Raw genomic sequence first — 23,659 nt, forward strand, 5'->3', positions numbered from 1 at the left:
CTTTGTTCGCGATTTGCGAACAATGAACAAAAGTCGTATCTTTAAGATATGAGAGGTCATAATGGAATGCGTCCCCAGGACGTAGTAATCTTATTGAAGATATTAACAATGCAGGATAACTGGCAGTACAGGGATCTGTCAAATGCCTTGTCTATTAGTATTTCAGAAATATCGGAGTCTTTAAACCGCAGTTGTATCGCCGGTTTAATAGACGAGCCGAGGAGGAAAGTATTTCGTATCTCATTAATGGAGTTTATTCAATATGGACTGCATTATGTTTTTCCGCAGATACCTGGTCAGGTTGTTACAGGAACTCCTACTGCTCACTCACATCCGTTTTATAAAAATCATTTTGCCAGTGAATCCAATTATGTCTGGCCGGATGATCAAGGCTCAATGAGAGGGATGCTAATTGAACCATTACATAAGGGAGTAGTGAAAGCTGTAAAAGAAGACGCCCAGTTGTATAAAGCTTTGGCAAGTATCGACATAATCCGTGTGGGTAAATCCAGGGAAAAAAAGCTGGCTATAGAAGAGCTCAAAAAAATCATATTAATATGAGTCATAGGGAAAACATCACCAGGATAAAAGCAGTTTATAACGCTTTGGAGGAATTAAAACGGGAAGTTGTATTTGTGGGAGGCGCGACGGTCTCTTTATATGCCGATAGGAAGGGAGAGGAAGTAAGGCCGACAAATGATGTTGATATTTTGATTGAGTTGTTGAATTATAAAGGGTATCAACAATTGGAAGATAAACTTAGAGAAAAGGGATTTTCCAATGACCAGGAGTCGAAGATAATATGCCGTTATAAGGTACTCGGTATCGTTGTAGATGTGATGCCTACTTCAGATGAAATTCTTGGGTTCTCCAATAAGTGGTATAAGCAGGGATTTGCCACTGCAATGGATTATCAATTGGAGCCTGAAGGGAATGTAAACTATATCATCAGGATATTTAAGCCTGAATACTTCATTGCTACCAAGCTGGAGGCTTTTAAAAACCGAGGGAAAGCTGATGGAAGAACAAGTTCTGACTTTGAGGATATTGTTTATGTTCTTAACAATCGGACCACAATTTGGCAGGAATTAAACAATGCAGATAAAGATGTGAGAGATTATCTCCATAAATCTTTTACAGAATTAATAAATAATATTTATCTGGATGAATGGATAGATGCAAATATGGATTTTTCGGAAAAAGGACGAACTAAATTTATTATCGATAATATCAGGCAATTTGCATCATTATAGTAATTGTGGAATTCTTTGATTTTAACAATAAATTCTTTCCTTTTCACAACCCCATTTATCTCTCCACAGTTTATATTTGCAGCAAATACATTTATTCCTGACACTTCTCCCAAAAAACGATCAACAGACAGAAAATATGCTGGTGGCGGATAACCAGCCGAAAATAATTCCACTGAAAGACTATGGATTATGAGATGTACCGGAAAGTGATTTACAGCCACTTCCCGGTGACAGATTATTTTCTTGCTAAAAGCAGCATATGCGAAACAGGAAAAGGGATAGGTAAGGGTACACCATTTTTGCACGGGCGCATCAATTGTACCTTACCTTCCAGCCTGTTATTCACAATCCACTCGTTACGCCAGGTGGCAGACAAATTATCCAGCCGCAGGCCGGCTTCTTCCAGGGCAGCTTTCCAGTCTTCATAATTCCAGAAACAAAACGTTTCATGCATCTCACTGAGCCAGTTATCGTGATAATCTTTTTTGAACAGGAATTCACACGCATTTTGCATGGATAGCTGCGCATAGGTTTGTCCTGCTATGGTTATCCATTCATAGGGCAATTGAAAGCCTTCCTGACGGCGAAAGTCTTTCGCGAACTGGGTGAACAGCGCTTTGGTCGACAGCTTTCCCAGCCAGGCCGCCAGTTCATGTGTACCTGCATTTTCAGGCAATGCGATATCATTTTCCCCATCGGTTTCATTGAGCCAGAGCAAAATGATTTCGTCTTTGTTTTCCGGTCCTACTACATCGCGGTTTATCCATACTCCTCCAGGAACCAGTTCATTGCAACGGTTACGTATAAACGCGATCAGGTCTTCCCGGCTACCGTATGATTCTATTTCATGGGTGAGCGAGGAAGTATGAATGGTATTCATGCTGCCGGCTTCAAATACGAGGCTGGTCACCGCATTTTTTTGCGAGAAGAACACGGAGGGGTTGGCGAATTCACCATTATGTTTTCTTTGAAGACAGATATCATACAGATGACGGGATACCTCTATTCCGTAGAAGTCGCATTCATGCAGGCGATCATCCTCGCAGGCCATTTTTATCCACGAACCAACGGCGCAGCCGATATCGCCGATGTTGCCAGGCTGAATATAGGGAGCTGTTTCCCGGTATTTCTGGGCGGCGATGTCGTCCATTTGTTTTACGTATACGTTGTAGTCACGTGTGGCAGTGAGATCGCCGTCTGCGCCAATGATAGGGTCTTTCAGGATATGTTGCACCTTGTCCCCTACATTGTAGAGCGACCAGATTTTGAAAGAGGCTGGGTGCATCTGGTCGAGAATGGTTTTGTTTTTTCGCCAGTCGCCGGCTTGCGCTACCAGCTTTACAATATCCCAGGGCATGGGTTGTGTGAACTGGTTGCTTTCCGGGTCCCATTCTGCCGGCAGTATGGTGAAGCCATGTTTGATGTACATCTCCTTTACTGCAGTGGAGCAAATAACGAGGGTATTGGCCGGTGTGAGGGAATGAATCCCTTCACTGGAATGCCGTATAGTCTTTACCGTATATTCTGTAAAATCATTGATCACGCCTACATCGTCGATACCATACACGTATACCGGCACATCGAGGGAGTTGGAAAATTCCTGGATAATCATGGCGCGGAGGTAGAATGGCACCGGGTTCCGTTTGGTACCTAAATGATTGGCGGAGGTAACTGCGAAGATCACGCCTTCTATTTCCTGTGCGACTAACGGTTGGCCATATACGTCTTTTTCGCCTTCCAGTTTACATTTGATCAGGCGGTTCAGGTATTTGAACTGAAAATCTGTTAGCAGGTGATGCCGGCCGGGGATGAGTAAATACATGCCATGAAGTTAAGGAATGCGATGATTTTTTGTATACGTATTATGCAAAAATAACAGAGGGTGTATCGTAGATCTGATACACCCTCCTGAGGAAAACACTGTTGGAAGAAATAAGAATACTTTATAGTGTTGCGGTTTTTCTGACTTCATCAAAGGTGTAGCTGAGCGTTACTTCACCGTTTTCAAATACCGTATGTAACAGGTCGGCAGATGCAGGTGCATCTTCTTCAGACACGGTTTTGAAAGTATTGTTGTCTTTTATGAGTCTGAGTTTTCCGGCTTTTGATTTTTTGAAAGAAGTGCGTAACTGGCCGCTGGCATCCAGTTCCACGGGCATCTTCTGAACATTGATGGCTTTCCCGTTTACCACAGCGTAAGCGCATTTGAGGGCAAATTCCTGGGTGTCACGGTTTACACGTTGCAGTAAGGCGCCTCCCATACCCAACACCAGGTTTTCTGCGCTGATGCCGGCCTGCTTCAGGGCTTCCAGTATGCCGGGGATAGATGAGTAACTGATGCCGTCGCCCTGAATCACCCGTACCTGCGGAGGCAGTACTTTAAATCCTTTTTCGTTGGTACTATAGCCGAATTTGTCCATCAGGATGGTGAAGATGCGGAGCAGGGTTTGTACCGGGTCACCGCTATCAGGGCGGATTACCAGCGTGCCTTCTCTTTTGAGGATCTGTTCTTTTAAAGCAGTGCCCCAGTATTCTTCACAGGCCCTGAAAATGTTGTAGGAATCAGATACACAGGCGATGGTACCGGTAGGATAGCTATCCAATATATGTTTGAATATTTCCAGCTCTCCTTCTTCCCCAAGAAGCGTAACAACGGAGTGTTCGGTAGCCGGGATAGATAAACCGGGTGCGGCAGGGGCATCGTAATATTTCTTTGCAAATACGGAGCCGGGGATGGTGTCGCTGCCCGCAAAGCTTACCAGGTGGGCACTTCCGCCGATACCAGCGCTTTCAACAGAGCTGGCGCCACGGAATCCAAAGTCGTTCAGCACAAAGTCGATACCGCCGAAGGCAGCTGCACTGGCTGTTTCTTCATAATATTTCTTTACTACTTTTTTTATTTCCCTGGATACGGAAGCCACGGTGCAGGGATACCACACCTGCATCAGCAGTGTTTCAAGAAAGTTGGTGAGCCAGAAGCATTCCGGGTCGGTGTTTTCTATGGTCATCAGCACATTTCGTACAGGCACTACCGTGCCTTCTGCCACTGCTTTGATACGAACGGGGAGTTTACCGCCATATTTATCGATGATGTATTCAAAGCGGCTGCGGTCAAATACATCTTTCCGGCCAAACACTTCTGTGAGGATGGTTTCGGCCTCGTCCAGTTTTTCTTTGGTGAATACCACGCCACTCAGGTATTCTTTCAGAAAGTATTGTAGGCCATAGAAAACAGTTTCTTCAAATTTACCGCCGCGGCTTTCCAGGTAAGAGTAAATGAATTGTGTACCGGGAATGTACAGTTTATGGTGGGAATATTTATAAGCATCGGCCAGGAGGATGAGATTTTCCTTTGTCATGTCTCAAAAGTTTTAGTCTTAGTCAATATATTTTTCGGTCAGTTTTGCCAGCAGGGGGATATGTGTATCATTGATCTCTCCTTTGGCAATTAAACCAGGTATATCCGTTACCGTTATCCAGCGGATTTCCTGTAAGTCGTCGCCAGCGGTGGGTTCGCCATAAATAAGGTCCGTACTGAACAGTGTGGTGATGATTTTGTTTACTTCGCTGCGATAGCGCCAATCGTTTACCCTGAGGGAAGCTACATATTGCATGGGGCCGGTTTCCACGGCGCCGCATTCTTCCTGTAACTCCCTGGCGGCGGCCATTTCGAAGTTGTCGTCTGTTGGGTCGGAAAAACCTCCCGGGAGACGCCATACGTTTTCGTTTGGCTTGCGGCCCAGCAACAGTTCTTTCTTATCGTTCCTGAACAATGCAATATCTACGGTAGCATATACAGAAGGAAAGAGATTGTAAGTATTGTAGATGATACCGGCGCGGAATTCTTCCGTATCAAACACCTTGTCAGATATCGCTTCCCGCATGGCGGTGGCGTTATAATCCTGTACCGGAGGTAGGGCTTCTGTTTTATATTTGCCGGAGTAGGTATCCATAAAGCTGTTGCGGCTGCCGTACAGCAAAAAGCTTTCGTGCGGGAAGTTGTTGCTGAGCAGTTCATCCAGTTTCTGTGACCATACATCATCGCTTTTCTGATCACTCAGGGGCAGTACAATGATTTCCGGAAATTGCTGTTTGATCATCCGTTCACGGGTATAGTAATCCAGTGGGTTTTTGCGACTGCCTCTCACCGGGCTAACGCCGAGTATGATAAGTACGCGGTTGTGCTTTTGTTTCACCTGGCGGATAAGTTCCAGGTGCCCTTCATGGAGAGAAGGCGTTTGGAACCGGGCGATAATAACTCCTGTGGGCTTTGTGTTTTGCATATCCGAGCTATTTTGTGTAATTGTTACACAAATATAGAAACCGTTTCTGTATTTCCAAAATATTTCTTGTAAAAAATACACAAAATAGGAAATGCGGTCGCTACAGGATATTAATATAGGGATTATTGCAGGGAAAATGGCATGTAGGGGAAGTGTCCGGCAGTTCAATCCCTAATCGGTCAGCACGAAGCTCCGGGTCTATATTTCAAACGTCATTCCTTCTTTCTTCAGCTTAAAATACCTGGCTTCATCAAAGCTGAACAGCTTCGCGGGCCTACCCTGCGATACCTGTTTTTGTTTTTCGTTATGGGCAATCAATATCCCGAGATGATTAATCTTCTTCTGGAAATTGCGGCGGTCGATAGGCCGGTCCAGCAGGGTTTCGTAGAGTTTTTCCAGGTCGGCGATGGGGAATTTATTATCCAGCAGTTCAAAGCCGATAGGCTCGTAACGGATCTTGTTGCGGAGGCGTTGTACGGCAATATCAATAATGGCAGCGTGATCAAAAGCCAGCGTTGGCAGGTCTTTGATATTGAACCATTTGGCGTCTTCAGCATCGGAACTGGCCGCCAGTTTGAAATTGGTGGGATTTACCAGTCCGAAGTAAGCAATGGATACTACCCTTCCACGCGGATCGCGGCCGGGTAAACCAAAAGTATATAGCTGTTCGAGGTAGTTGATATTTACGCCGGCTTCTGTCAGCAGCTCACGGGTAACAGCTGCTTCCAGCGCTTCATCGTCCAGCACAAAGCCGCCGGGCAGCGCCCAGCTGTGCAGGTAGGGCTCAATGGTACGCTTGATCAGCAGCACCACGATGCCTTCTTTGGGAATATATCCAAATACGACTGCATCTACAGTTAGTCTGATGTTTTGTATGATCGGCAAACTCTTATCTGATTATTTTGCTTGAATGTAATGTTCCAGTTGGGCAGTGCCTTTGTGTAAATTTACGAACAAAGGATTTTTCTGCGGATCAAAAACAATGATGGTGCTTTGTTCCCAGATATCCTGCGGGGTGGGCAGCTCAATGATCACTTCCTGGCCGTTTTCGCGGTGGAAAAGCAAGCTGTCTTTTCCCGCCATATGTCTTTTATACTGGTGCTGATCCAGGTAATCCGTCAGCTCCTTTCTCAAGTGCAGTACGGAATCTGTCAGCGGGTTGGAGGCCGGCTTGAACTCGCGGTACACGTAGCATTTTTCGGTGATAACGTCATAGGCCGATCTGTCGGTGGTGCGCTCATCGTTACGGGTATGGTTACACGCAAACAGCAACAAAGCAACTCCCAGTAGTGATAATATTTTTTTCATAATCTCATAGCTTTAATGTTCGTAACAATCATAGTTGCGTTGCCGGTAAATTTTCCCGTCGCGGAATTCTATGATGGTGCAAATGAATGCTTTCATTATTTGTCCCCGGCGGAAATGCCCGGCATCCACGCCTATTTCCCCTGTCCATTTGGCTTCTACCACCAGGGTATTTCCTGATTCCACTACTTTCAGCACACTGAAGTGCTGCGATTTCAAAATTATTTTATTGGTAACCATGCTTTCCAGCATGATCTCAAAGTTCCGTTGTTTAATTTCATTCGAGAGCTGGTTTGGATATTCAGTCTGAATAATATTTGGATGAAAGATCCTGGCAAATTCAACGGGATCTGCTGAAAAGCTCTCCAGCAGCTGGAAATACCGGTATATAAGCGCCAGTTTCTCGTCCATTTACAGGGATAAATTGAAATTTTACGAATGACGTATTTATGCGAAAATATACATTTCGCACTTATATGTAACCTGCAAATTTTGAAGCGATCCTAATTCGGGCACCTCACTGGATGCTGCTGAACGCGAGTTTATCCCTGTTATTTGTTTTGTCGATGATGTTGTACACCAGCTTTAGCACATGCAGGGTGCCATCGTAGTTCACCTTGTCTGCGGAGGTATTTTTGCAGAAATAGAGTACCGGTATATTTTTTTTGTAGAAAGATGCATGATCGGAGTTGCTGATACCGCTGGAATCATATACCAGTGGCAGCTCTTTGCCGGCAGCTTCCTGAACAATGGCCGACCATCCGGGCGATGTGCCGGTACCGCCGATCTGTAGTGCCGTACCCGGGTTCAGGGTGCCGACACCATCCATATTAATCATGTAGTTCACTTGCGAAAGATCTACGGTACTGTGGGACGCAAAGTAGGAAGAGCCGGAAAGTCCCTGTTCTTTCCCTGAAAAGGCGATAATAATATAATTGTTGTTATGAAGACGGGAACCTTTCAGTAAGCGGGCTATTTCCAGCATGGCGGCGGTGCCGCTGGCATTGTCTTCCGTTTTGTCGGTGATTTCCCAGCCGCGGTAATCGTAATGCGCGCCGATCACAATGGTTCTGGGAGCTTTATTGTTGATATAGCCGATTACGTTGGTACCATTACGTTTTATAGTTTTGAAGGCTACCTGCATGTGGATGGGAAATCCATCTGCATCATCAGCGCTCAGTTTTTTGCTGACGTCGGCATTGAGCCATACAGCCGGGATGCCGGCGGCTTTGGGACGTTCGGCCAGCCATTTCATTACTTCGGGAGCCGTTTCTTTGCCATTGTAAAATACCACGCCGGTGGCGCCGGATTTTTCGGCAGTCTGAGTTTGCTGTAAATACTGTTCTGCCATGCTTTTCCGGCCGTCGGTATCCAGTTCGGCTGCATTGATCAGCCAGATATTATCTGGTTCGTTCACCCCCGGAATAGCTTCTCCTTTAGCCGATTTGCCGGCACTGAAAGGTAGTGGCACAAATTGTTTACCTGCTTCCAGCTTGTTTCCGCCAATGCTCATCTGACAGTCTGCCGACGGTTCACGGGTTTCTTTTACCGTAAAAGCCTGTAAAAAACCATTCTCACCCATAGGGGTCAATCCAATTTTCTGCATTTGCGCAGAGATATAGGCGGCTGCCAGCTGTTCGCCGGGAGCACCGGTACTGCGGCCTTCCAGCTTGTCGCTGCTCAGGTAACTGATGTGTGTTTGCAGGTTACCAATTGTTTTGCGGTCTTCCTTTTTCTGGGCATGAACGTGTATGGTTACAACTACCAATGGTAACAGCCAGGTCTTCTTTTTCACAGCGAATCTGTTTTGGGTGTTGCAGCAAAATTACGAATTACAGACGGCCCAAAGCACATTGGCAGTTAATTCTTTTGACTATATCATTGTATTTTAAGTATTTATAATGTATGCCTTTCGTCTTAAAACAGTCATACGCCGTTTTATGTTGACCGTTCATAATTTCCAAATCGCTATTTTTGCCCCGTTTTAAAAACAAAGTATGAAAAACACGCCTTTTACAGAGAAACACATTGCGCTGGGCGCCAAAATGGCTGCCTTTGCGGGTTACAACATGCCTATTTCCTACACTGGTATTAACGATGAGCATCAGGCGGTACGTACCAACGCCGGTGTGTTTGATGTAAGCCATATGGGCGAATTTATTTTAAAGGGCGAAAATGCGCTGGACCTGATTCAGCGTGTTACCAGCAATGACGCTTCCAAGCTCACTGCCGGGAAAGCGCAGTACAGCTGCCTGCCAAACAACGAAGGCGGTATCGTAGATGACCTGCTCGTTTATTGTATCGAAGAAAATAAAGTATACATGCTGGTGGTAAACGCCAGTAATATTGAAAAAGACTGGAACTGGATTTCCCAGTTCAACACCAAAGGAGTGGAAATGCACAACATTTCCGATAAAACCTGCCTCCTCGCCATCCAGGGACCCAATGCTACCAGCATCCTCCAGCCGCTTACAGAAACCGACCTGGTAAACATGAAGTACTACACTTTTACCAAAGGAACCTTTGCAGGCGTACCAAATGTAGTGATCAGCGCCACCGGGTACACCGGTGCAGGCGGCATCGAAATTTATTTTGAAGATACCGACGGAGCAGCCAATAAGATTTGGGATGCCATCTTCGCAGAAGGTACTCCTAAAGGCCTGAAGCCTATTGGTTTGGGCGCACGTGACACACTTCGCCTGGAAATGGGATTCTGCCTCTACGGAAATGATATCGACGATACCACTTCTCCAATGGAAGCAGGCTTGGGTTGGATTACCAAATTCACCAAACCATTTACCTCCAGCGAGTTATTCGCAAAACAGAAAGCAGAAGGTGTTAGCAAAAAACTGGTAGGCTTTGAAATGGTAGATAAAGGCATTCCCCGCCACGACTACGAAATCAGGGATGCAGCAGGTAATGTAATTGGCCGCGTAACTTCGGGCACTCAATCGCCCTCTATGCAGAAGGCTATCGGTCTCGGCTATGTGAAAACGGCTTTTGCAGCACAGGATACAGAAATTTTTATTGCGGTAAGAGACAAGGCCCTGAAAGCAAAAGTGGTAAAAGTGCCTTTCCTGAGCTAGGAATATGTATGAATAGCCGGTTAAAGTTGTTAATTTCGGTGCCTGGAAAGTTTTCGGTGCACCGGAATTTTTATATTTTATTACCATATCTATGCCTACTATTCATTTAACTACCGTTATCTATGCTCCCCTGGAGCGGGTCTACGACCTGAGCAGGAGCATTACGCTGCACAAGCGAAGTATGTCGCACCGGCAGGAAGATGCGATAAAAGGCCGCACCAACGGCCTGATATCCTATAATGAAACAGTGACCTGGAGAGCAAAGCACCTGGGAAAAATGAGGGAACTGACCACTAAAATCACCGCTATGCGTCAAAACGAGTTTTTTACCGATGAGATGACCGCCGGCGATTTTACCCATATGAATCATGAACATTACTTTAAACCAATAGAGAACGCCACGGTGATGATTGATATTATGGACTTTGGCGCCCCTTATGGCTGGTTCGGAAAAGTATTTGAGCGGCTCTACCTGCAAAAATATATGACCAGGCTCCTGCAGGAAAGAAATAATACCATTAAGGATTATGCAGAGAGCGAAAAGTGGCGGGTAATCCTTGATTAAAGCAAAACATAACTGAATGACAGATAGCAACAAACCCAGCCTGGAAGTATGTTTATCTCCGGCATTATTACATTTGTTTGATGTAAAAAACAGCATCGTAGTTATCATAGATGTACTGCGCGCTACCTCTACCATCTGCACCGCCCTGTACAACGGCGCTTCCCGGGTAATACCGGTTGCCAGTGTGGAGGAATGTGTGAACATCGGCCGCGCGATCAGCGGTATCACCGCCGGCGAAAGAGATGGCAGGATAGCAGAAGGACTGGCATACGGCAATTCTCCCTTTGAATATCCACGCGAGTTCGTAGAAAATAAAACGCTGGTACTTACCACCACCAACGGTACTAAGCTGCTCCACATGGCTAAAGATGCCATACAAATCATCACCGGTTCCTTCCCCAACATCAGCGCCGTTTGCGATTACCTGGTGGCACAAAACCAAAATGTCATCCTCGGATGCGCTGCCTGGAAAGACCGTGTAAACATGGAAGATACCCTGTTTGCCGGCGCCGTGGTAAGCCGTATCAAGGAACACTTTGATGTAAACTGCGACTCCGCCATTGCCGCGGAAACACTTTACCACTCCGCTAAACACGACATCTATACCTTCATGAAACAGGCCTCACACTACAAACGCCTTGCGCAGTACGGCCTGGAAAAAGATATTCACTACTGTCTTACTGCAGACGGCGCCAACGTGCTGCCACTGTTCAGGGATGGGGAACTCATTGCAGGGTGAGCGCGGATTTTGTCTTTCTCAGGATTACGCTGATTATACTGATTACCAAGATTTGATCATATTTGATTTTAAAGATTAAGGGAGACATAAGCGGATATTTTCGCTTATGTCTCCCTTAATCATTTTAAAAATCCAAAGGATAAAATCCCAGAAATCAGTATAATCAGCGTAATCCTGAGCCAAGACAAAACTCGCGCCCTACTCCTTTGGGGCGATACCTTTGTTCAGCGCGAAAGATATAGTTACCAGTAACATCGTCAGCGGATAGGAAATTTCGGCAAAGGGCGCGCCGCTGGTGATTTTAAACAGCGTTGCCACCACCATGGTAAGTAGTAGGGCGATTGCCGCCGGCCGTACAAAGAAGCCGGTGATCAGTGCAATGCCGCCAAGGAATTCCGCCATGGTAGCCAGAAAACCCCAAACCGCCGGCCAGAAAGTAATACCCACTATTTTCAGGGTGCCGCCAAGAAATTCCCAGGTACCGGCGCCGCCGGCAATTTTCATAATACCAAAAATTGCGAATAATACGCCAATGCCTATACGAAGAATAAGGAATGCCAGTTTGTTGTTGTTTGTCATAGAAAAGAGTTTAAAAATGTGATGCAAAAATAAGATGCGGGACGTGGGAAGTCGATGGATAAAATGTGTTTTGTATTGGACTTTTTTTTGCCTGCTTCGTTTCATGGGCTGGTCAGCCAGGTGGACTAGTTTTGGAGCATCCATGAAATAACAAATAGTTCTGTTATGCCGGGCTTGTTCGCTTTGACCAAAAAATCCTATATTCTGTTTTCTAAAGATGATGATATGACACACTATATCTGCAGCACCTGCGGGGTGCAATATGATGCCACAGAAAAGGCGCCGGCATGCTGCCCTATTTGTGAAGATGAACGGCAGTATGTAAATCCCGGTGGACAAGCCTGGACGACCCTGGAACAGGTGCGGCAAACCCACCGTAATATTATAGAAATGGTGGCGCCCGATCTTTATGCTATTTACACAACGCCGGATTTTGCCATCGGGCAGCGGGCGCATTTACTGATTACTCCATCGGGGAATATCCTCTGGGATTGCATAGCTAACCTCGACGCCTCTACGATTAATATTATTGAGAAACTGGGCGGCATCAAGGCTATTGCCCTCTCCCACCCGCATTATTTCTCCACCATTGTGGAATGGAGTCATGCCTTTGGCAACATTCCCGTTTATGTGCACGAACTGGATGCCCAATGGCTGCAGCGCCACGACGATGTGATTAAATTATGGGCGGGCAATGAATTGCCGCTGTGGGACGACATCCAGCTGATATTGTGCGGTGGTCATTTTGAGGGCGGCAATGTGTTGTACTCGCCGGCCGGAAAGGGATGTTTGCTTGTGGGTGATGTGGTACAGGTATCTTCCGACAGGAAGACTGTATCAGTGATGTACAGTTATCCGAATAATATTCCTTTATCTGCCAACGAAATTAATACCCTGCATGCCGCCATAAAACCGTTAAGCTATGATGCGATGTATGGCGCTTTTGGAAAATATATTAAAACCGGCGCCAGGGAGGCTGTCGACTTTTCACTGGAAAGATATCTGAAACGTATCCGGTAAACGATTGATAAACAAGCTTCTATATTTAAAAAAAATTATCTTGAAAAATACGCGTTACACCGCCATAGTAAACGGAGAGCGGTTAACGGGTTCTTAATGAGTGACCCGCGGGTTATTAGAAATTTTCTGCTTACTTTTGTGGATTGCCTTTTTATCAGCTGTTAAGTTTTTTTGATATATCTAGTAACCCTTTTGCTGATAATAAAAAGCGGGCAACAACGTATAGTATGTCGCTACCCCATTTGCTAAAATATGTTTACAACAACGGCACTGATGAAGTGATCCGCAGGGGGAAGCGTATTTTTTCGGCCGGGGGCGTTGAGCTCATCGAGGCAGACCCGGTGCTGAAAACAGCTACCTTCCGCGTTAAGAGCGACACACATGCCAATTATTACCGTGTTTCCATCAATAAGTATGGAGAAACTACCGGTATGTCCATCCGGTGCCAATGCCCTTACAACCTGGGCGACATCTGCCGGCACGAGGCGGCAGCACTGTTCCAGCTCCAGGAAATGCTGGACAAAAATCATTTCGAGAGCTTCGACACACAGTTTGATCAGCAGCATACGCTGATTAAAATGAAGTCTATCGATATCAAATCTATTAAACTGCTTACCTCCGGTACTATACTGGCAGAAGCAGAGGAAATTGCCAAGAAACATCCCGCCAAAATAAGCCTGGCCAAAGATGAAAAGGTAGAAGCCCTGCTGAAAGTCAATGGAGAAGAGTTCCCGCTGATCATTCAACGGAACGAAGAACGGTTTTTTGATACGCATTGCACCTGCGATGAAACAGAACATGCACTGTGTGTACATAAAACAGCCCTCTTCCTGCAACTCCTGCAGAAAAACGGCCCGTTTTATTTCGATACCCTCCGCAACTGGGACAAGGAAAAGAACAAGCTGCTATCTTTATACGGCTATTCTCTTACCGACGACCTGGACGGAAAGTTTGCCTTCTCCTATATGGACGGCAAACCGTTTTTACGTGTACTGGACCCCACCATCAAGCGGGTAGATGGCGCCGCGGCAGGCAGCCGGCAACCGGTTACAGCTCCCCCGCCACCGGAAGAAACCATTACCATTACACAACGGTTGGCAGCGGTTTTCAACGCCAACGAAACATTATACCCTTATTTCAAGATAGACCTGGTAAGCGGCGAAATTAACGAAGAGCAAACTGCCTTCGTATCACTGGCCAGCAAACTGGATCTTACTAAATACGTTGACTTCTACCAGTTCAAGGAAAAAGACCGGGAACTGATAGCGCCTATACGAAAATTACAGGGCAGCGAAGTCAGCAAATTCCTCAGCAAAAATTCTCCGTTTGCCGGTATCTGGGAAAATATAACGCACGAAAATGCAGAAGAACTTCCCACGGAAACAAAAGAACTGATGCTGGAATACCTGCATCCTAAACTCGCCAAACTGTTCCCACAGCTGGCAGAACATGGATTGGTATTTGAACTGCCCAACCGGCAGGCGTTTAAAACAAAGAACCTGCAACAACTGCAGATAGGCGCCGACAGGCTCAAACTGGTCATTAAAACCAACACCGGCGATACGCATGTAGACATCAACTGCTACGTGACCATCGAAGGTGAACTGGTGAATGTATCTGAAAACGAATGGGAAAGCCCGTTGCTGTTCCTGCACAAACAGATGATCTATCTGTTTGAAAGCCCGCAGGATGCCCTGCACGTGGAACTCTTCCGTCAAAACGGTCAGCTGCGCATCGCTAACAAAGACTGGCCCGCTTACCTGAAAGACTACCTGCTGCCGCTGAGCCGTCAGTACGATATCCAGTTCGATAAAGGACTGCTGGCAGAACTGAAAGATGTAATGCCCGAGCCACGGGTATTTCTGAAAGAATTGGGCGAAACCTTTATCATACAACCCGGATTCGCTTACCGCGGCCAGGAAGTAGAATGGAATGATGAGAGCAAGATCACAGTGCAGGAAGGAAATAAAGTACTCATTATCCACCGGAATAAAGAAGCCGAAGAAACTTTTGTAAATAAACTCCGCACTTTACATACCAACTTCGCGCAACACGATAACCACAATTATTTTTACCTGCGTGCTAAAGAAGCGCTGAAAAATAACTGGTTCTTCCTGTTCTTCGATGCACTGAAAGAAATGAATGTGCGGGTGTTCGGGTTCGATAACCTGCGCAACTTTAAATTCAGCTCGCATAAGCCGGTTACCAATTTACAAATCAGTTCCGGCATCGACTGGTTTGATGCACAGATTGAAGTATTGTATGGCGACCAGAAAGTAAGCATCAAGGATATTAAAAATGCGCTGGCCAACAAACAGAACTATGTTCAGCTGGCAGACGGCTCCCTGGGCCTGTTGCCGGAAGAATGGCTGCGCAAATACTCCCTCCTCTTCAAAGTTGGGGAAGAAAAAGATAAAGGACTTAAACTCAGCAAATATAACTTCAGCGTCATCGATGAACTCTACGAATTTATTGATGATGAAGCAGTAGTATTGGAACTTGAACAAAAGCGCCGGAAACTGCTGCAGTTTGATGAAATCCGCAATATTGCCCTGCCGGAAAACCTGCAAGCCACCCTGCGTCCCTACCAGGAAAGCGGTTTCCAGTGGCTGAACTACCTTGATGATATCAAATGGGGTGGTATCCTCGCGGACGACATGGGGTTGGGTAAAACCATCCAGGCGCTTACCTTCCTGCAGTATTACAAGAACAAGCACGGCGGTAAAACAATGGCGCTGATTGTTTGTCCTACTACACTGATCTATAACTGGGAAAATGAAATCAGGAAATTCACCCCTGATATCAGGCATCATATCCATCACGGGCCGGCACGATTGAAATCGTCTGAAGAGCTGAGTAAATTTGATGCCATCATTACCACTTATGGTACGCTTCGCAGCGATATTCAACTGCTGATGAAACTGGAGTTTGATTATGTCATCCTCGATGAATCACAGGCCATTAAAAATCCGCAGTCGAAAGTAACCAAAGCTGCACAGCTGCTCCAGACAAAGAACAGGCTGGCGCTGAGTGGTACCCCGATGCAGAATAATACCTTCGATATTTATGCCCAGATGAACTTCCTGAACCCGGGAATGCTCGGCAGCGTGGACTTTTTCCGTAACGAATTTGCTACGCCGATCGATAAATTCCAGGATGAAGAAAGAAAAGAACATCTGCGTAAGCTAATCTATCCGTTTATCCTTCGCCGTACCAAAGAACAGGTAGCGAAAGATCTCCCGGAAAAAATAGAAACCGTCATTTTCTGCGAAATGGATGCGGAACAACGGCATATTTATGATGCCTACCGGAATACCTATCGCTCCAAGATCCTCGGTGTTATTGAAGATCAGGGCATGGAACGCTCCCAGCTGACCATTCTGCAAGGTCTGATGAAGCTGCGGCAAATCTGTGACTCACCAGCTATCCTGAATGATACGGAACAGTATCCGAACCATTCTGTGAAGCTGCATGAACTCACCCGCGAAATTTCTGAAAACATCGGCAACCACAAAGTGCTGATCTTCTCGCAGTTCCTGGGTATGCTCGGATTGATCCGCGACCGGATGCAGCATCTCAAAATACCTTATGAGTATTTTGATGGGAGCACTTCCACCGTTGATCGTGAAAAGGCTATTCAGAACTTCCAGAACAACGACGAATGCCGCGTGTTCCTTATTTCACTGAAAGCCGGTGGAGTGGGTCTGAACCTTACTGCTGCCGACTATGTGTATATTGTAGATCCGTGGTGGAACCCGGCCGTAGAGCAACAAGCTATTGACCGTACCCACCGTATCGGACAAACGAAGAATATTTTTGCTTACCGCATGATCTGTAAAGACACCGTGGAAGAAAAGATATTGCAGCTGCAGGAACGTAAGAAATCACTGGTGAAGGAAATTATTTCCGACGACAGTGGTTTTGTGAAGAAGCTGACGAAAGAGGATGTATTGTACCTGTTCAGTTAGAACGGAATAAATTTATAGGGGAGCGATGTTGCATCGCTCCCTTTTTCATGCACAAAGCGCTATGATGATCTTCGGTAATCCAATGGCGACGAAGATGCCGTAAGCAAGATCCAGCCAAAAGAAGGAACCCAGGGCGCCGAGCAGAATAATGCCAGCTACTGGTACAGCAATGATTTTCAGCCACAGCGGCGTACTTTCACCATGCCATAAAATAGACCACATACTTTTTGCATCGCCAATACTTGGGAAAGCATGCATGGCAATACTGATACCGAGATAAAGCAGCACATAATCGAACACGGTACCCGATTCGAAGGTTATTACCGGGATGGCTGCGGGGAATGCAATAATTAATCCCAGCAGACTGTTTACAATGAATGGGCCTATGCTGATCACGAGCTGGTGTAATGGGTTACGCGGTATTTCATGAATCACGTATCCAGCGGGATTGTCCACCTGGAAATATTTTACTTCAAATATAGCAACACCAAACAACCGGCAAAAAAGCTGATGCGCAAATTCATGCACAACAACACCTGGAAACGTAAGCGTGGTAATAAGAATACCTGGAACAAACATTTTTTTTATTTTTTAAGCTAAGGGAGATGATTAACGATAAGTGATTTTACCGTTGATGATACCGGTTATATCGGCAATGCTGCTGGAATCGCTTCCTGGCATGGATACTAGTACTTTAAGTAACCGGTCGCGTTCTTTAATATTGTCGTTAAAATGATTGGCAAGCGTCAACGTGCCTAATGTCATTACTTCATGCGGATTTAGTTCATAAGCCTGTTGTGCCCTTTGCAAGGCTTCTTTATTGCGTTGTTGCGCCAGCAAAATCTTTGCATAGCTGGCCAGTGCATAGTAAGATTCTGCATTTTGTTGCAGTACCTCTTCACACAATTGCAGTGCTTTTTCAAATTTTTTCTCTTTCCTGTAGCTATGAGAGAGCATGATCTTAGCGACTTGAAAATCGGGATTGCTTTTTAACAGCTTATTAAGTAAACTGTCGGCCCGGGAGAAATTATCATTATTGTATGTATGTTTAGCCAGGATATAGTTGGCACAGGCATCTTCAGGATGATTATTGCAATATTTCTCCAATGTCTGTTCATACAAAGGTGAGTCAATGGGTATGCGGCTTAGGGACGCAGCAAATGCAGTATCCGCAATCATATAATAACGGAAATCTGCTATAGCGTTGTTTGTCTTGTCAATTAACTCCACGTTGTCACTCTTTCTGCCGGCTACCAGTCTTATTACGCTATCTGCTTCCTCCAATTCCACGTTATTAAAAGCGGCTATAATATAATGCTCACTGGCCTCAAAATTGTCGGGGAACTGCTGTAATACCTTTTCTAACAATCTTTTTTCCGTTACATAATGATGAGTCGCTTCTGCTTTTATTGCCTTTTCATAGATAATGCCTGCTTTAAAATACTTTGGGAAGTTATAACCCGAAATTAAAAAAAGCACAAGTACTCCTGCGGCGGCAAGTTTTACACTGGTTAGTACAGGGTAACGGCTCAACTTTTTCCTGCAGTCCCGGCAAAGTGGCGCTTGATATCCGGGTTCTATTTCGGGGTTGGAACAATTATGACAACCATTTCTGGGAGCTTCTTCGTTTAGTTCATCCATTTATACACATGATTTAGGTAAGGGATTGGGTTATATGGTATATAAATTAAAGATATCAAAACTCTTTCATTTTTGCATACACCCTACCATTTCTGCATGGTTTGGCCAATGAACATCTTCTCCCTATCTCCCCTGAAAATTATTTAATACACTGATTAATAACCGTTTATTCCCTTTTAAAGCACTCATTCCCAATGATGGCACTCCGCTGGCATTACCCCATTTGTATCAAAACAATTGATTCATATGCTACCAGACTCAAAAATCTCTCAACTGATAGGTTTACAGATTCCGGGGTTAACATTTCCCGCAGCACAACAACAGCCTGTAAAGGGTTCCATCAGTAAAGTGATCCACACTTTTGCTGATTATACCGGCAGGATGATCCGGAGTGAACAACTTCATGAGGTGAAACGTTGTTTTAACGTGGCCGCTGTATTGTATCACAATGGGAGCAATGCCCTGCGTAACGCCATCGAAAGCGCGTTTATGTATACCCTCTCTCCCCTGCTCTGCGGAAAGCATAAGGAACTGCTTCCTATATCACTGAAGAACGTAAGGATTCAACATTTACAAACTATAGCTATTTAAACACTTTTATGATGATGACTATTCTCCTCGTGCTGGCAGGATTAGCCTGCTTCGCCGTATTCTTTAAATCGGTCGACTATTTCGAAAAGATCTAACTAAAACACTTGTTATCATGACTGCATTATTTGTTTTGTCACTTTTCGTTTTCGGCTACATGATCTATGTACTGTTGAAACCTGAAAAATTCTGATTGGAGATATTACTCTCACGCCTATACGCAAAAAGCTTACTTAAATGACAACAGAAATCTTAGGCGTAATCGCCACCTACGGCATCACGCTTTTATTGGCCTGGCCCTTGTCCAGGTACATTGTAAAGGTATTCAGGGGCGACCGGACCTGGTCCGATTTTATGGCGCCGCTGGAACGCCTCTTCTTTAAAATTTCCGGTATCAATCCCAACGAGGAAATGAACTGGAAAGAGCATCTGAAGGCATTACTGACCATCAACCTGGTATGGTTTGTATATGCCTTTTTTGCGCTGTTCTTCCAGGATAAGCTGCCACTGAACCCGGATGGAAACCCCGGCCAGTCGGCCGACCTGGCGTTTAATACCGCCATCAGCTTCGTGGTAAACTGTAACCTGCAGCACTATTCCGGTGAAACAGGCGTTACTTATTTCACCCAATTATTTGTACTGGCCTTTCTGCAGTTTGTGAGCGCTGCTACCGGTATTGCAGCGCTGATCGTGGTGTTCAAAGCCATGAAAGAAAAAACAACCACTAAGCTGGGGAACTTCTGGGATATTTTCCTGAAAACAATTACCCGTATCCTGCTGCCAATAAGCATCGTGATTGCACTGATCTTTGTTTTCAATGGCATGCCTGCCAGTTACGCCGGCAAAGAGGCGATTGTTACCATGCAGGGCGACACAGTGAATGTGTCTCATGGCCCGGTAGCAGGGTTTGTGGCGATCAAGCACCTCGGCACCAATGGTGGTGGATGGTTTGGCGCCAACTCCGCACATCCGCTGGAAAATCCCAACTACGTTACCTGGATGACAGAAATGGTGGCGCAGGTACTCATTCCCATCGCAATGGTATTTGCACTGGGGATGTTTATACAACGGAAAAAATTTGCGATGGTCATCTTCGGGATCATGACCATCGGTATGATATGCCTGCTGATTCCTTCCATGCAGCAGGAAATGGCCGGTAATCCTGCCATTGCCCACATGGGTATCCAACAGGCTACGGGGGCCATGGAAGGCAAGGAAGTGCGGTTTGGAGCCGCCGCCACAGGGTACTGGAGTACGGTAACCACTATTATTTCTACCGGTTCTGTATGCGGCTGGCACGATAGCACCATGCCTATGACCGGGTTGATGCAGCTGCTGGGTATGATGCTGAACTGCTTCTATGGCGGTTGTGGCGTGGGTATCCTCAACTATTACATCTTTATCATTATCGCGGTGTTTATATCCGGACTTATGGTAGGTCGTACGCCTGAATTTATGGGGCATAAGCTGGAAGCGCGGGAAGTAAAGATCGCCGCTATCATTACGCTGTTGTCGCCGTTCCTGATACTGGCCGGTACTGCTTTATCATCGTGGGTATTGTCGCACCATCCGGATGCCAACTGGGCAGTGAAGCCATCGGCCTGGTTAAATAACCCCGGTTATCACGGCTTCTCCGAAATGCTGTACGAATATACTTCTGCCAATGCCAACAACGGTTCCGGTTTTGAAGGTTTGGGAGATGGAAATGTTTTCTGGAATGTATCTACCGGCTTTATACTGATCCTCGGCAGGTTCCTGCCTATCATAGGACCAGTGGCCATTGCGGGTTTGATGGCATCTAAAAAATATATACCTGAATCCGCCGGTACGCTGAAAACAGATTCACTCACTTTTGGCGCCATGACCTTCGCGGTGATCGTTATCCTCACTGCCTTGTCTTATTTCCCGGCGCTGGCACTGGGTCCGATCGCAGAGTATTTTTCCCTGTAATTTTTTTAATGACTGACTACCATGAAGCATGATAATAAATTGTTTCCGAAAGAATTGGTGATGGAGAGCCTGAAGCAGTCTTTCGTAAAACTGAATCCGAAATTAATGATCAAAAACCCGGTGATGTTCACCGTGGAAATAGGTACTGCCGTAATGCTGATAGTAGCGCTGTATGCACTCTTTACCGGTAATAAGGAACAGGGCAGTGCGGCGTATAATGTCGCCATCTTTATAGTACTCTTCCTTACCGTCTTGTTTGCCAACTTCGCGGAAGCCATTGCGGAAGCGCGTGGCAAAGCACAGGCCGAAAGTTTACGTAAAACAAGAGAAGAAACACCAGCAAAGAAAGTAGAACTGATAGGTGAAATCTTCACCAACGAAATCAAAATCGTCTCCTCTTCTTCCCTGCGCAAAGGCGATATCTTCGTATGTGAACCAGGCGATATTATTCCCGCCGACGGTGAAATAGTACAGGGCCTGGCCAGCATCGACGAATCTGCCATCACCGGTGAAAGTGCACCGGTTATCCGGGAAGCCGGCGGTGATAAATCCAGTGTAGTAGGCGGTACCAAGGTGTTGTCCGATCATATTAAAGTACGGGTAAGCACTGAACCAGGTGAATCTTTCCTGGATAAAATGATTGCCCTCGTAGAAGGCGCCAGCAGGCAGAAAACGCCTAATGAAATTGCGCTCACCATCCTGCTGGCCAGTTTCACCCTGGTATTTATCATTGTATGCGTAACGCTGAAACCATTTGCCGACTACGCACAAACACCGATCACCATTGCGGCCTTCATCTCCCTGTTTGTATGCCTCATCCCTACTACGATCGGTGGTTTATTATCGGCTATCGGTATTGCGGGAATGGACCGTGCCCTGCGTGCCAATGTGATCACCAAATCGGGTAAAGCCGTGGAAACTGCCGGCGATATTGATGTGCTGCTGCTGGATAAAACCGGTACCATCACCATCGGTAACCGCAAGGCCACTAACTTCTACGCTACCAATGGTATACCCACGGCGGATTTTATCCGTCTCTGCGCACTCAGTTCTTTATCTGATGAAACACCGGAAGGTAAATCCATCGTGGAGCTGGCGGGCAAAGATGTGGTGAGTAAATTATCGGTGAGTGGCGCCAGCCTGGTGAAGTTCACCGCCGAAACCCGTAGCAGTGGTATAGACCTGCCCGATGGCAGCCGTATCCGCAAAGGCGCCTATGATGCCATCAGGCGGCTCGCGGAAAAAGAAGGGTTTTCTTTCCCCGCAGAAACACTGGCGAAAGTAGAATCTATTTCCAACGACGGCGGTACACCGCTGGTAGTAGCGCTCAACAGCAAGGTGCAGGGCGTTATTGAATTGCAGGATATTATTAAGCCGGGTATCAGCGAGCGTTTCGACCGCCTGCGTAAAATGGGCGTAAAAACGGTGATGGTGACCGGTGATAACCCACTTACAGCCAAATATATTGCCACCAAAGCCGGTGTGGACGATTTCATCGCCGAAGCCAAACCGGAAGATAAAATGAGCTATATCCGCAAAGAGCAAAACGAAGGCCGCCTCGTAGCCATGATGGGCGATGGTACCAACGATGCGCCCGCCCTGGCACAGGCCGATGTAGGCGTAGCCATGAATAGCGGTACCCAGGCTGCAAAAGAAGCCGGTAACATGGTGGATCTCGATAATGACCCTACCAAGCTGATTGAAATTGTGGAAATCGGTAAGCAGCTGTTAATGACGCGCGGTACCCTTACCACCTTCTCCATCGCCAACGACGTGGCAAAATATTTTGCTATTGTGCCTGCGCTGTTTGTGGCTTCCATACCAGCCTTGCAGGGTATCAACATCATGAAACTGCACAGTCCTGAAACAGCGATCCTGAGTGCGGTTATTTTCAACGCCATCATTATCCCGATGCTGATACCGCTGGCCCTTCGTGGGGTGGCTTATAAGCCTATCGGCGCCAGCGCATTGCTTCGCCGCAACCTGCTGATCTACGGTGTAGGCGGTATTGTAGCGCCTTTCATTGGTATCAAGCTGATTGATATGCTGATAGCGCTTTTCATGTAATTGTAAACTGATAAATTTTTAAAGAGATGAAAAAATATCTTTGGCCTTCTGTAAAACTCACACTGTTACTGGTGGTATTATTAGGAGGAATATATCCGCTGTTCATTGCCGGTGTGGCTAAAATGGCTCCCGGTAAAGGCGATGGTATCAAAGTAATGCACAACGGGAAAGTAGTGGGCTATGAAAACATAGCACAGAAATTCAGTGATGATAAGTATTTCCAGCCACGCCCTTCTACGGTTGATTATAACGCTGCCGGTTCCGGTGGTTCCAATAAAGCAGCAGGTAACCCGGATTACCTGAAAACGGTACAGGAAAGAATTGATTCGTTTATGGTACACAACCCGGATGTAAAAAAAGAAAACATCCCCGCGGAACTGGTCACCGCTTCTGCCAGCGGTTTAGACCCGCACCTCACTCCCGCTGCGGCTTATGTACAGGTGCCGCGTGTGGCGAAGTTAAGAGGCATTCCTGCAGATAAACTGCAACAACTGATCGATGCCAATACCAAAGGCCCTTTGATGGGACTGTTTGGACTATCTACTGTTAATGTGTTAAAATTAAACATAGCGCTCGACGATATGAAGTAGCGCGCAGATCTACCAACACGAACCT

General features: G+C 46.1%; 21 protein-coding genes. 11 read left to right on the top strand and 10 right to left on the bottom strand.

Going from position 1 to position 23,659, the window contains the following annotated elements; translation table 11 throughout:
- Nucleotides 1-48 precede the first annotated feature (48 nt).
- Together AB6805_RS08555 and AB6805_RS08560 are read left to right on the top strand one after the other, a co-directional pair.
- Nucleotides 49-561, top strand: coding sequence for a hypothetical protein (locus tag AB6805_RS08555; protein WP_370909015.1), 513 nt, complete (start codon nucleotides 49-51; stop codon nucleotides 559-561).
- Nucleotides 558-1,253: a hypothetical protein gene (locus AB6805_RS08560; protein ID WP_370909016.1), complete on the top strand. Its 696-nt coding sequence runs from the start codon at nucleotides 558-560 to the stop codon at nucleotides 1,251-1,253. Before AB6805_RS08555 ends, AB6805_RS08560 begins: the two co-directional genes overlap by 4 nt.
- Nucleotides 1,254-1,488: 235 nt before the next feature.
- On the opposite strand, the gene AB6805_RS08565 is transcribed toward AB6805_RS08560, so the two are convergent.
- The 7 genes from AB6805_RS08565 to AB6805_RS08595 all read right to left on the bottom strand — a co-directional run bounded on the left by AB6805_RS08565 (nucleotide 1,489) and on the right by AB6805_RS08595 (nucleotide 8,636).
- Nucleotides 1,489-3,075, bottom strand: coding sequence for a transferase (locus AB6805_RS08565; protein WP_370909017.1), 1,587 nt, complete (start codon nucleotides 3,073-3,075; stop codon nucleotides 1,489-1,491).
- A gap of 121 nt (nucleotides 3,076-3,196) precedes the next feature.
- The gene (locus tag AB6805_RS08570; protein WP_370909018.1) at nucleotides 3,197-4,612 is read right to left on the bottom strand and encodes a nicotinate phosphoribosyltransferase; all 1,416 of its coding nucleotides are present in this window, start codon (nucleotides 4,610-4,612) and stop codon (nucleotides 3,197-3,199) included.
- 18 nt (nucleotides 4,613-4,630) lie between these two features.
- Nucleotides 4,631-5,536, bottom strand: coding sequence for an NUDIX domain-containing protein (locus AB6805_RS08575; RefSeq protein ID WP_370909019.1), 906 nt, complete (start codon nucleotides 5,534-5,536; stop codon nucleotides 4,631-4,633).
- 198 nt (nucleotides 5,537-5,734) lie between these two features.
- Nucleotides 5,735-6,421 carry an NUDIX domain-containing protein gene (locus tag AB6805_RS08580; protein WP_370909020.1) on the bottom strand — a complete coding sequence of 229 codons (687 nt, stop codon included), beginning with the start codon at nucleotides 6,419-6,421 and terminating at the stop codon, nucleotides 5,735-5,737.
- A gap of 12 nt (nucleotides 6,422-6,433) precedes the next feature.
- Nucleotides 6,434-6,844 carry a hypothetical protein gene (locus AB6805_RS08585; RefSeq protein ID WP_370909021.1) on the bottom strand — a complete coding sequence of 137 codons (411 nt, stop codon included), beginning with the start codon at nucleotides 6,842-6,844 and terminating at the stop codon, nucleotides 6,434-6,436.
- A 12-nt stretch (nucleotides 6,845-6,856) separates the two neighbouring features.
- Nucleotides 6,857-7,252, bottom strand: a complete 396-nt coding sequence (locus AB6805_RS08590; protein WP_370909022.1) for a nuclear transport factor 2 family protein — start codon at nucleotides 7,250-7,252, stop codon at nucleotides 6,857-6,859.
- A 106-nt stretch (nucleotides 7,253-7,358) separates the two neighbouring features.
- The gene (locus tag AB6805_RS08595; protein ID WP_370909023.1) at nucleotides 7,359-8,636 is read right to left on the bottom strand and encodes a M28 family peptidase; all 1,278 of its coding nucleotides are present in this window, start codon (nucleotides 8,634-8,636) and stop codon (nucleotides 7,359-7,361) included.
- Nucleotides 8,637-8,838: 202 nt separating this feature from the next.
- Here AB6805_RS08595 and gcvT point away from each other — a divergent pair, with 202 nt between their 5' ends.
- The 3 genes from gcvT (at nucleotide 8,839) to AB6805_RS08610 (ending at nucleotide 11,231) form a co-directional block, all read left to right on the top strand.
- The gene (gene gcvT, locus AB6805_RS08600) at nucleotides 8,839-9,927 is read left to right on the top strand and encodes a glycine cleavage system aminomethyltransferase GcvT (protein WP_370909024.1); all 1,089 of its coding nucleotides are present in this window, start codon (nucleotides 8,839-8,841) and stop codon (nucleotides 9,925-9,927) included.
- A gap of 91 nt (nucleotides 9,928-10,018) precedes the next feature.
- On the top strand, nucleotides 10,019-10,492 hold the full coding sequence (locus AB6805_RS08605) for a cell division protein (protein ID WP_370909025.1): 474 nt from the start codon (nucleotides 10,019-10,021) through the stop codon (nucleotides 10,490-10,492).
- Between the two features lie 16 nt (nucleotides 10,493-10,508).
- Nucleotides 10,509-11,231 carry a 2-phosphosulfolactate phosphatase gene (locus tag AB6805_RS08610; RefSeq protein WP_370909026.1) on the top strand — a complete coding sequence of 241 codons (723 nt, stop codon included), beginning with the start codon at nucleotides 10,509-10,511 and terminating at the stop codon, nucleotides 11,229-11,231.
- Nucleotides 11,232-11,429: 198 nt separating this feature from the next.
- On the opposite strand, the gene AB6805_RS08615 is transcribed toward AB6805_RS08610, so the two are convergent.
- Complete coding sequence (locus tag AB6805_RS08615) at nucleotides 11,430-11,810, bottom strand: DoxX family protein (protein WP_370909027.1); 381 nt, start codon at nucleotides 11,808-11,810, stop codon at nucleotides 11,430-11,432.
- Between the two features lie 225 nt (nucleotides 11,811-12,035).
- On the opposite strand from AB6805_RS08615, the gene AB6805_RS08620 reads away from it, so the two are divergent.
- Both AB6805_RS08620 and AB6805_RS08625 read left to right on the top strand, forming a co-directional pair.
- On the top strand, nucleotides 12,036-12,830 hold the full coding sequence (locus AB6805_RS08620) for an MBL fold metallo-hydrolase (protein ID WP_370909028.1): 795 nt from the start codon (nucleotides 12,036-12,038) through the stop codon (nucleotides 12,828-12,830).
- Between the two features lie 227 nt (nucleotides 12,831-13,057).
- Complete coding sequence (locus AB6805_RS08625; RefSeq protein ID WP_370909029.1) at nucleotides 13,058-16,798, top strand: SNF2-related protein; 3,741 nt, start codon at nucleotides 13,058-13,060, stop codon at nucleotides 16,796-16,798.
- Between the two features lie 45 nt (nucleotides 16,799-16,843).
- On the opposite strand, the gene AB6805_RS08630 is transcribed toward AB6805_RS08625, so the two are convergent.
- Nucleotides 16,844-17,377, bottom strand: coding sequence for a DUF3267 domain-containing protein (locus AB6805_RS08630; RefSeq protein WP_370909030.1), 534 nt, complete (start codon nucleotides 17,375-17,377; stop codon nucleotides 16,844-16,846).
- 30 nt (nucleotides 17,378-17,407) lie between these two features.
- Nucleotides 17,408-18,439 (bottom strand): tetratricopeptide repeat protein, encoded by a 1,032-nt coding sequence (locus AB6805_RS08635; RefSeq protein WP_370909031.1) that lies wholly within the window; start codon nucleotides 18,437-18,439, stop codon nucleotides 17,408-17,410.
- A 246-nt stretch (nucleotides 18,440-18,685) separates the two neighbouring features.
- Here AB6805_RS08635 and AB6805_RS08640 point away from each other — a divergent pair, with 246 nt between their 5' ends.
- The 4 genes from AB6805_RS08640 (at nucleotide 18,686) to kdpC (ending at nucleotide 23,634) form a co-directional block, all read left to right on the top strand.
- Entirely contained in the window at nucleotides 18,686-19,030 is a 345-nt protein-coding gene (locus AB6805_RS08640; protein ID WP_370909032.1) for a hypothetical protein, read from the top strand.
- Nucleotides 19,031-19,264: 234 nt separating this feature from the next.
- The gene (gene kdpA / locus AB6805_RS08645) at nucleotides 19,265-20,977 is read left to right on the top strand and encodes a potassium-transporting ATPase subunit KdpA (protein ID WP_370909033.1); all 1,713 of its coding nucleotides are present in this window, start codon (nucleotides 19,265-19,267) and stop codon (nucleotides 20,975-20,977) included.
- 21 nt (nucleotides 20,978-20,998) lie between these two features.
- Nucleotides 20,999-23,044, top strand: a complete 2,046-nt coding sequence (gene kdpB / locus AB6805_RS08650; protein WP_370909034.1) for a potassium-transporting ATPase subunit KdpB — start codon at nucleotides 20,999-21,001, stop codon at nucleotides 23,042-23,044.
- A 26-nt stretch (nucleotides 23,045-23,070) separates the two neighbouring features.
- On the top strand, nucleotides 23,071-23,634 hold the full coding sequence (gene kdpC, locus AB6805_RS08655) for a potassium-transporting ATPase subunit KdpC (protein ID WP_370909035.1): 564 nt from the start codon (nucleotides 23,071-23,073) through the stop codon (nucleotides 23,632-23,634).
- The last annotated feature ends 25 nt before the right edge of the window (nucleotides 23,635-23,659 follow it).

Source organism: Chitinophaga sp. RCC_12 (assembly GCF_041360695.1).
Classification (GTDB): Bacteria; Bacteroidota; Bacteroidia; order Chitinophagales; family Chitinophagaceae; genus Chitinophaga.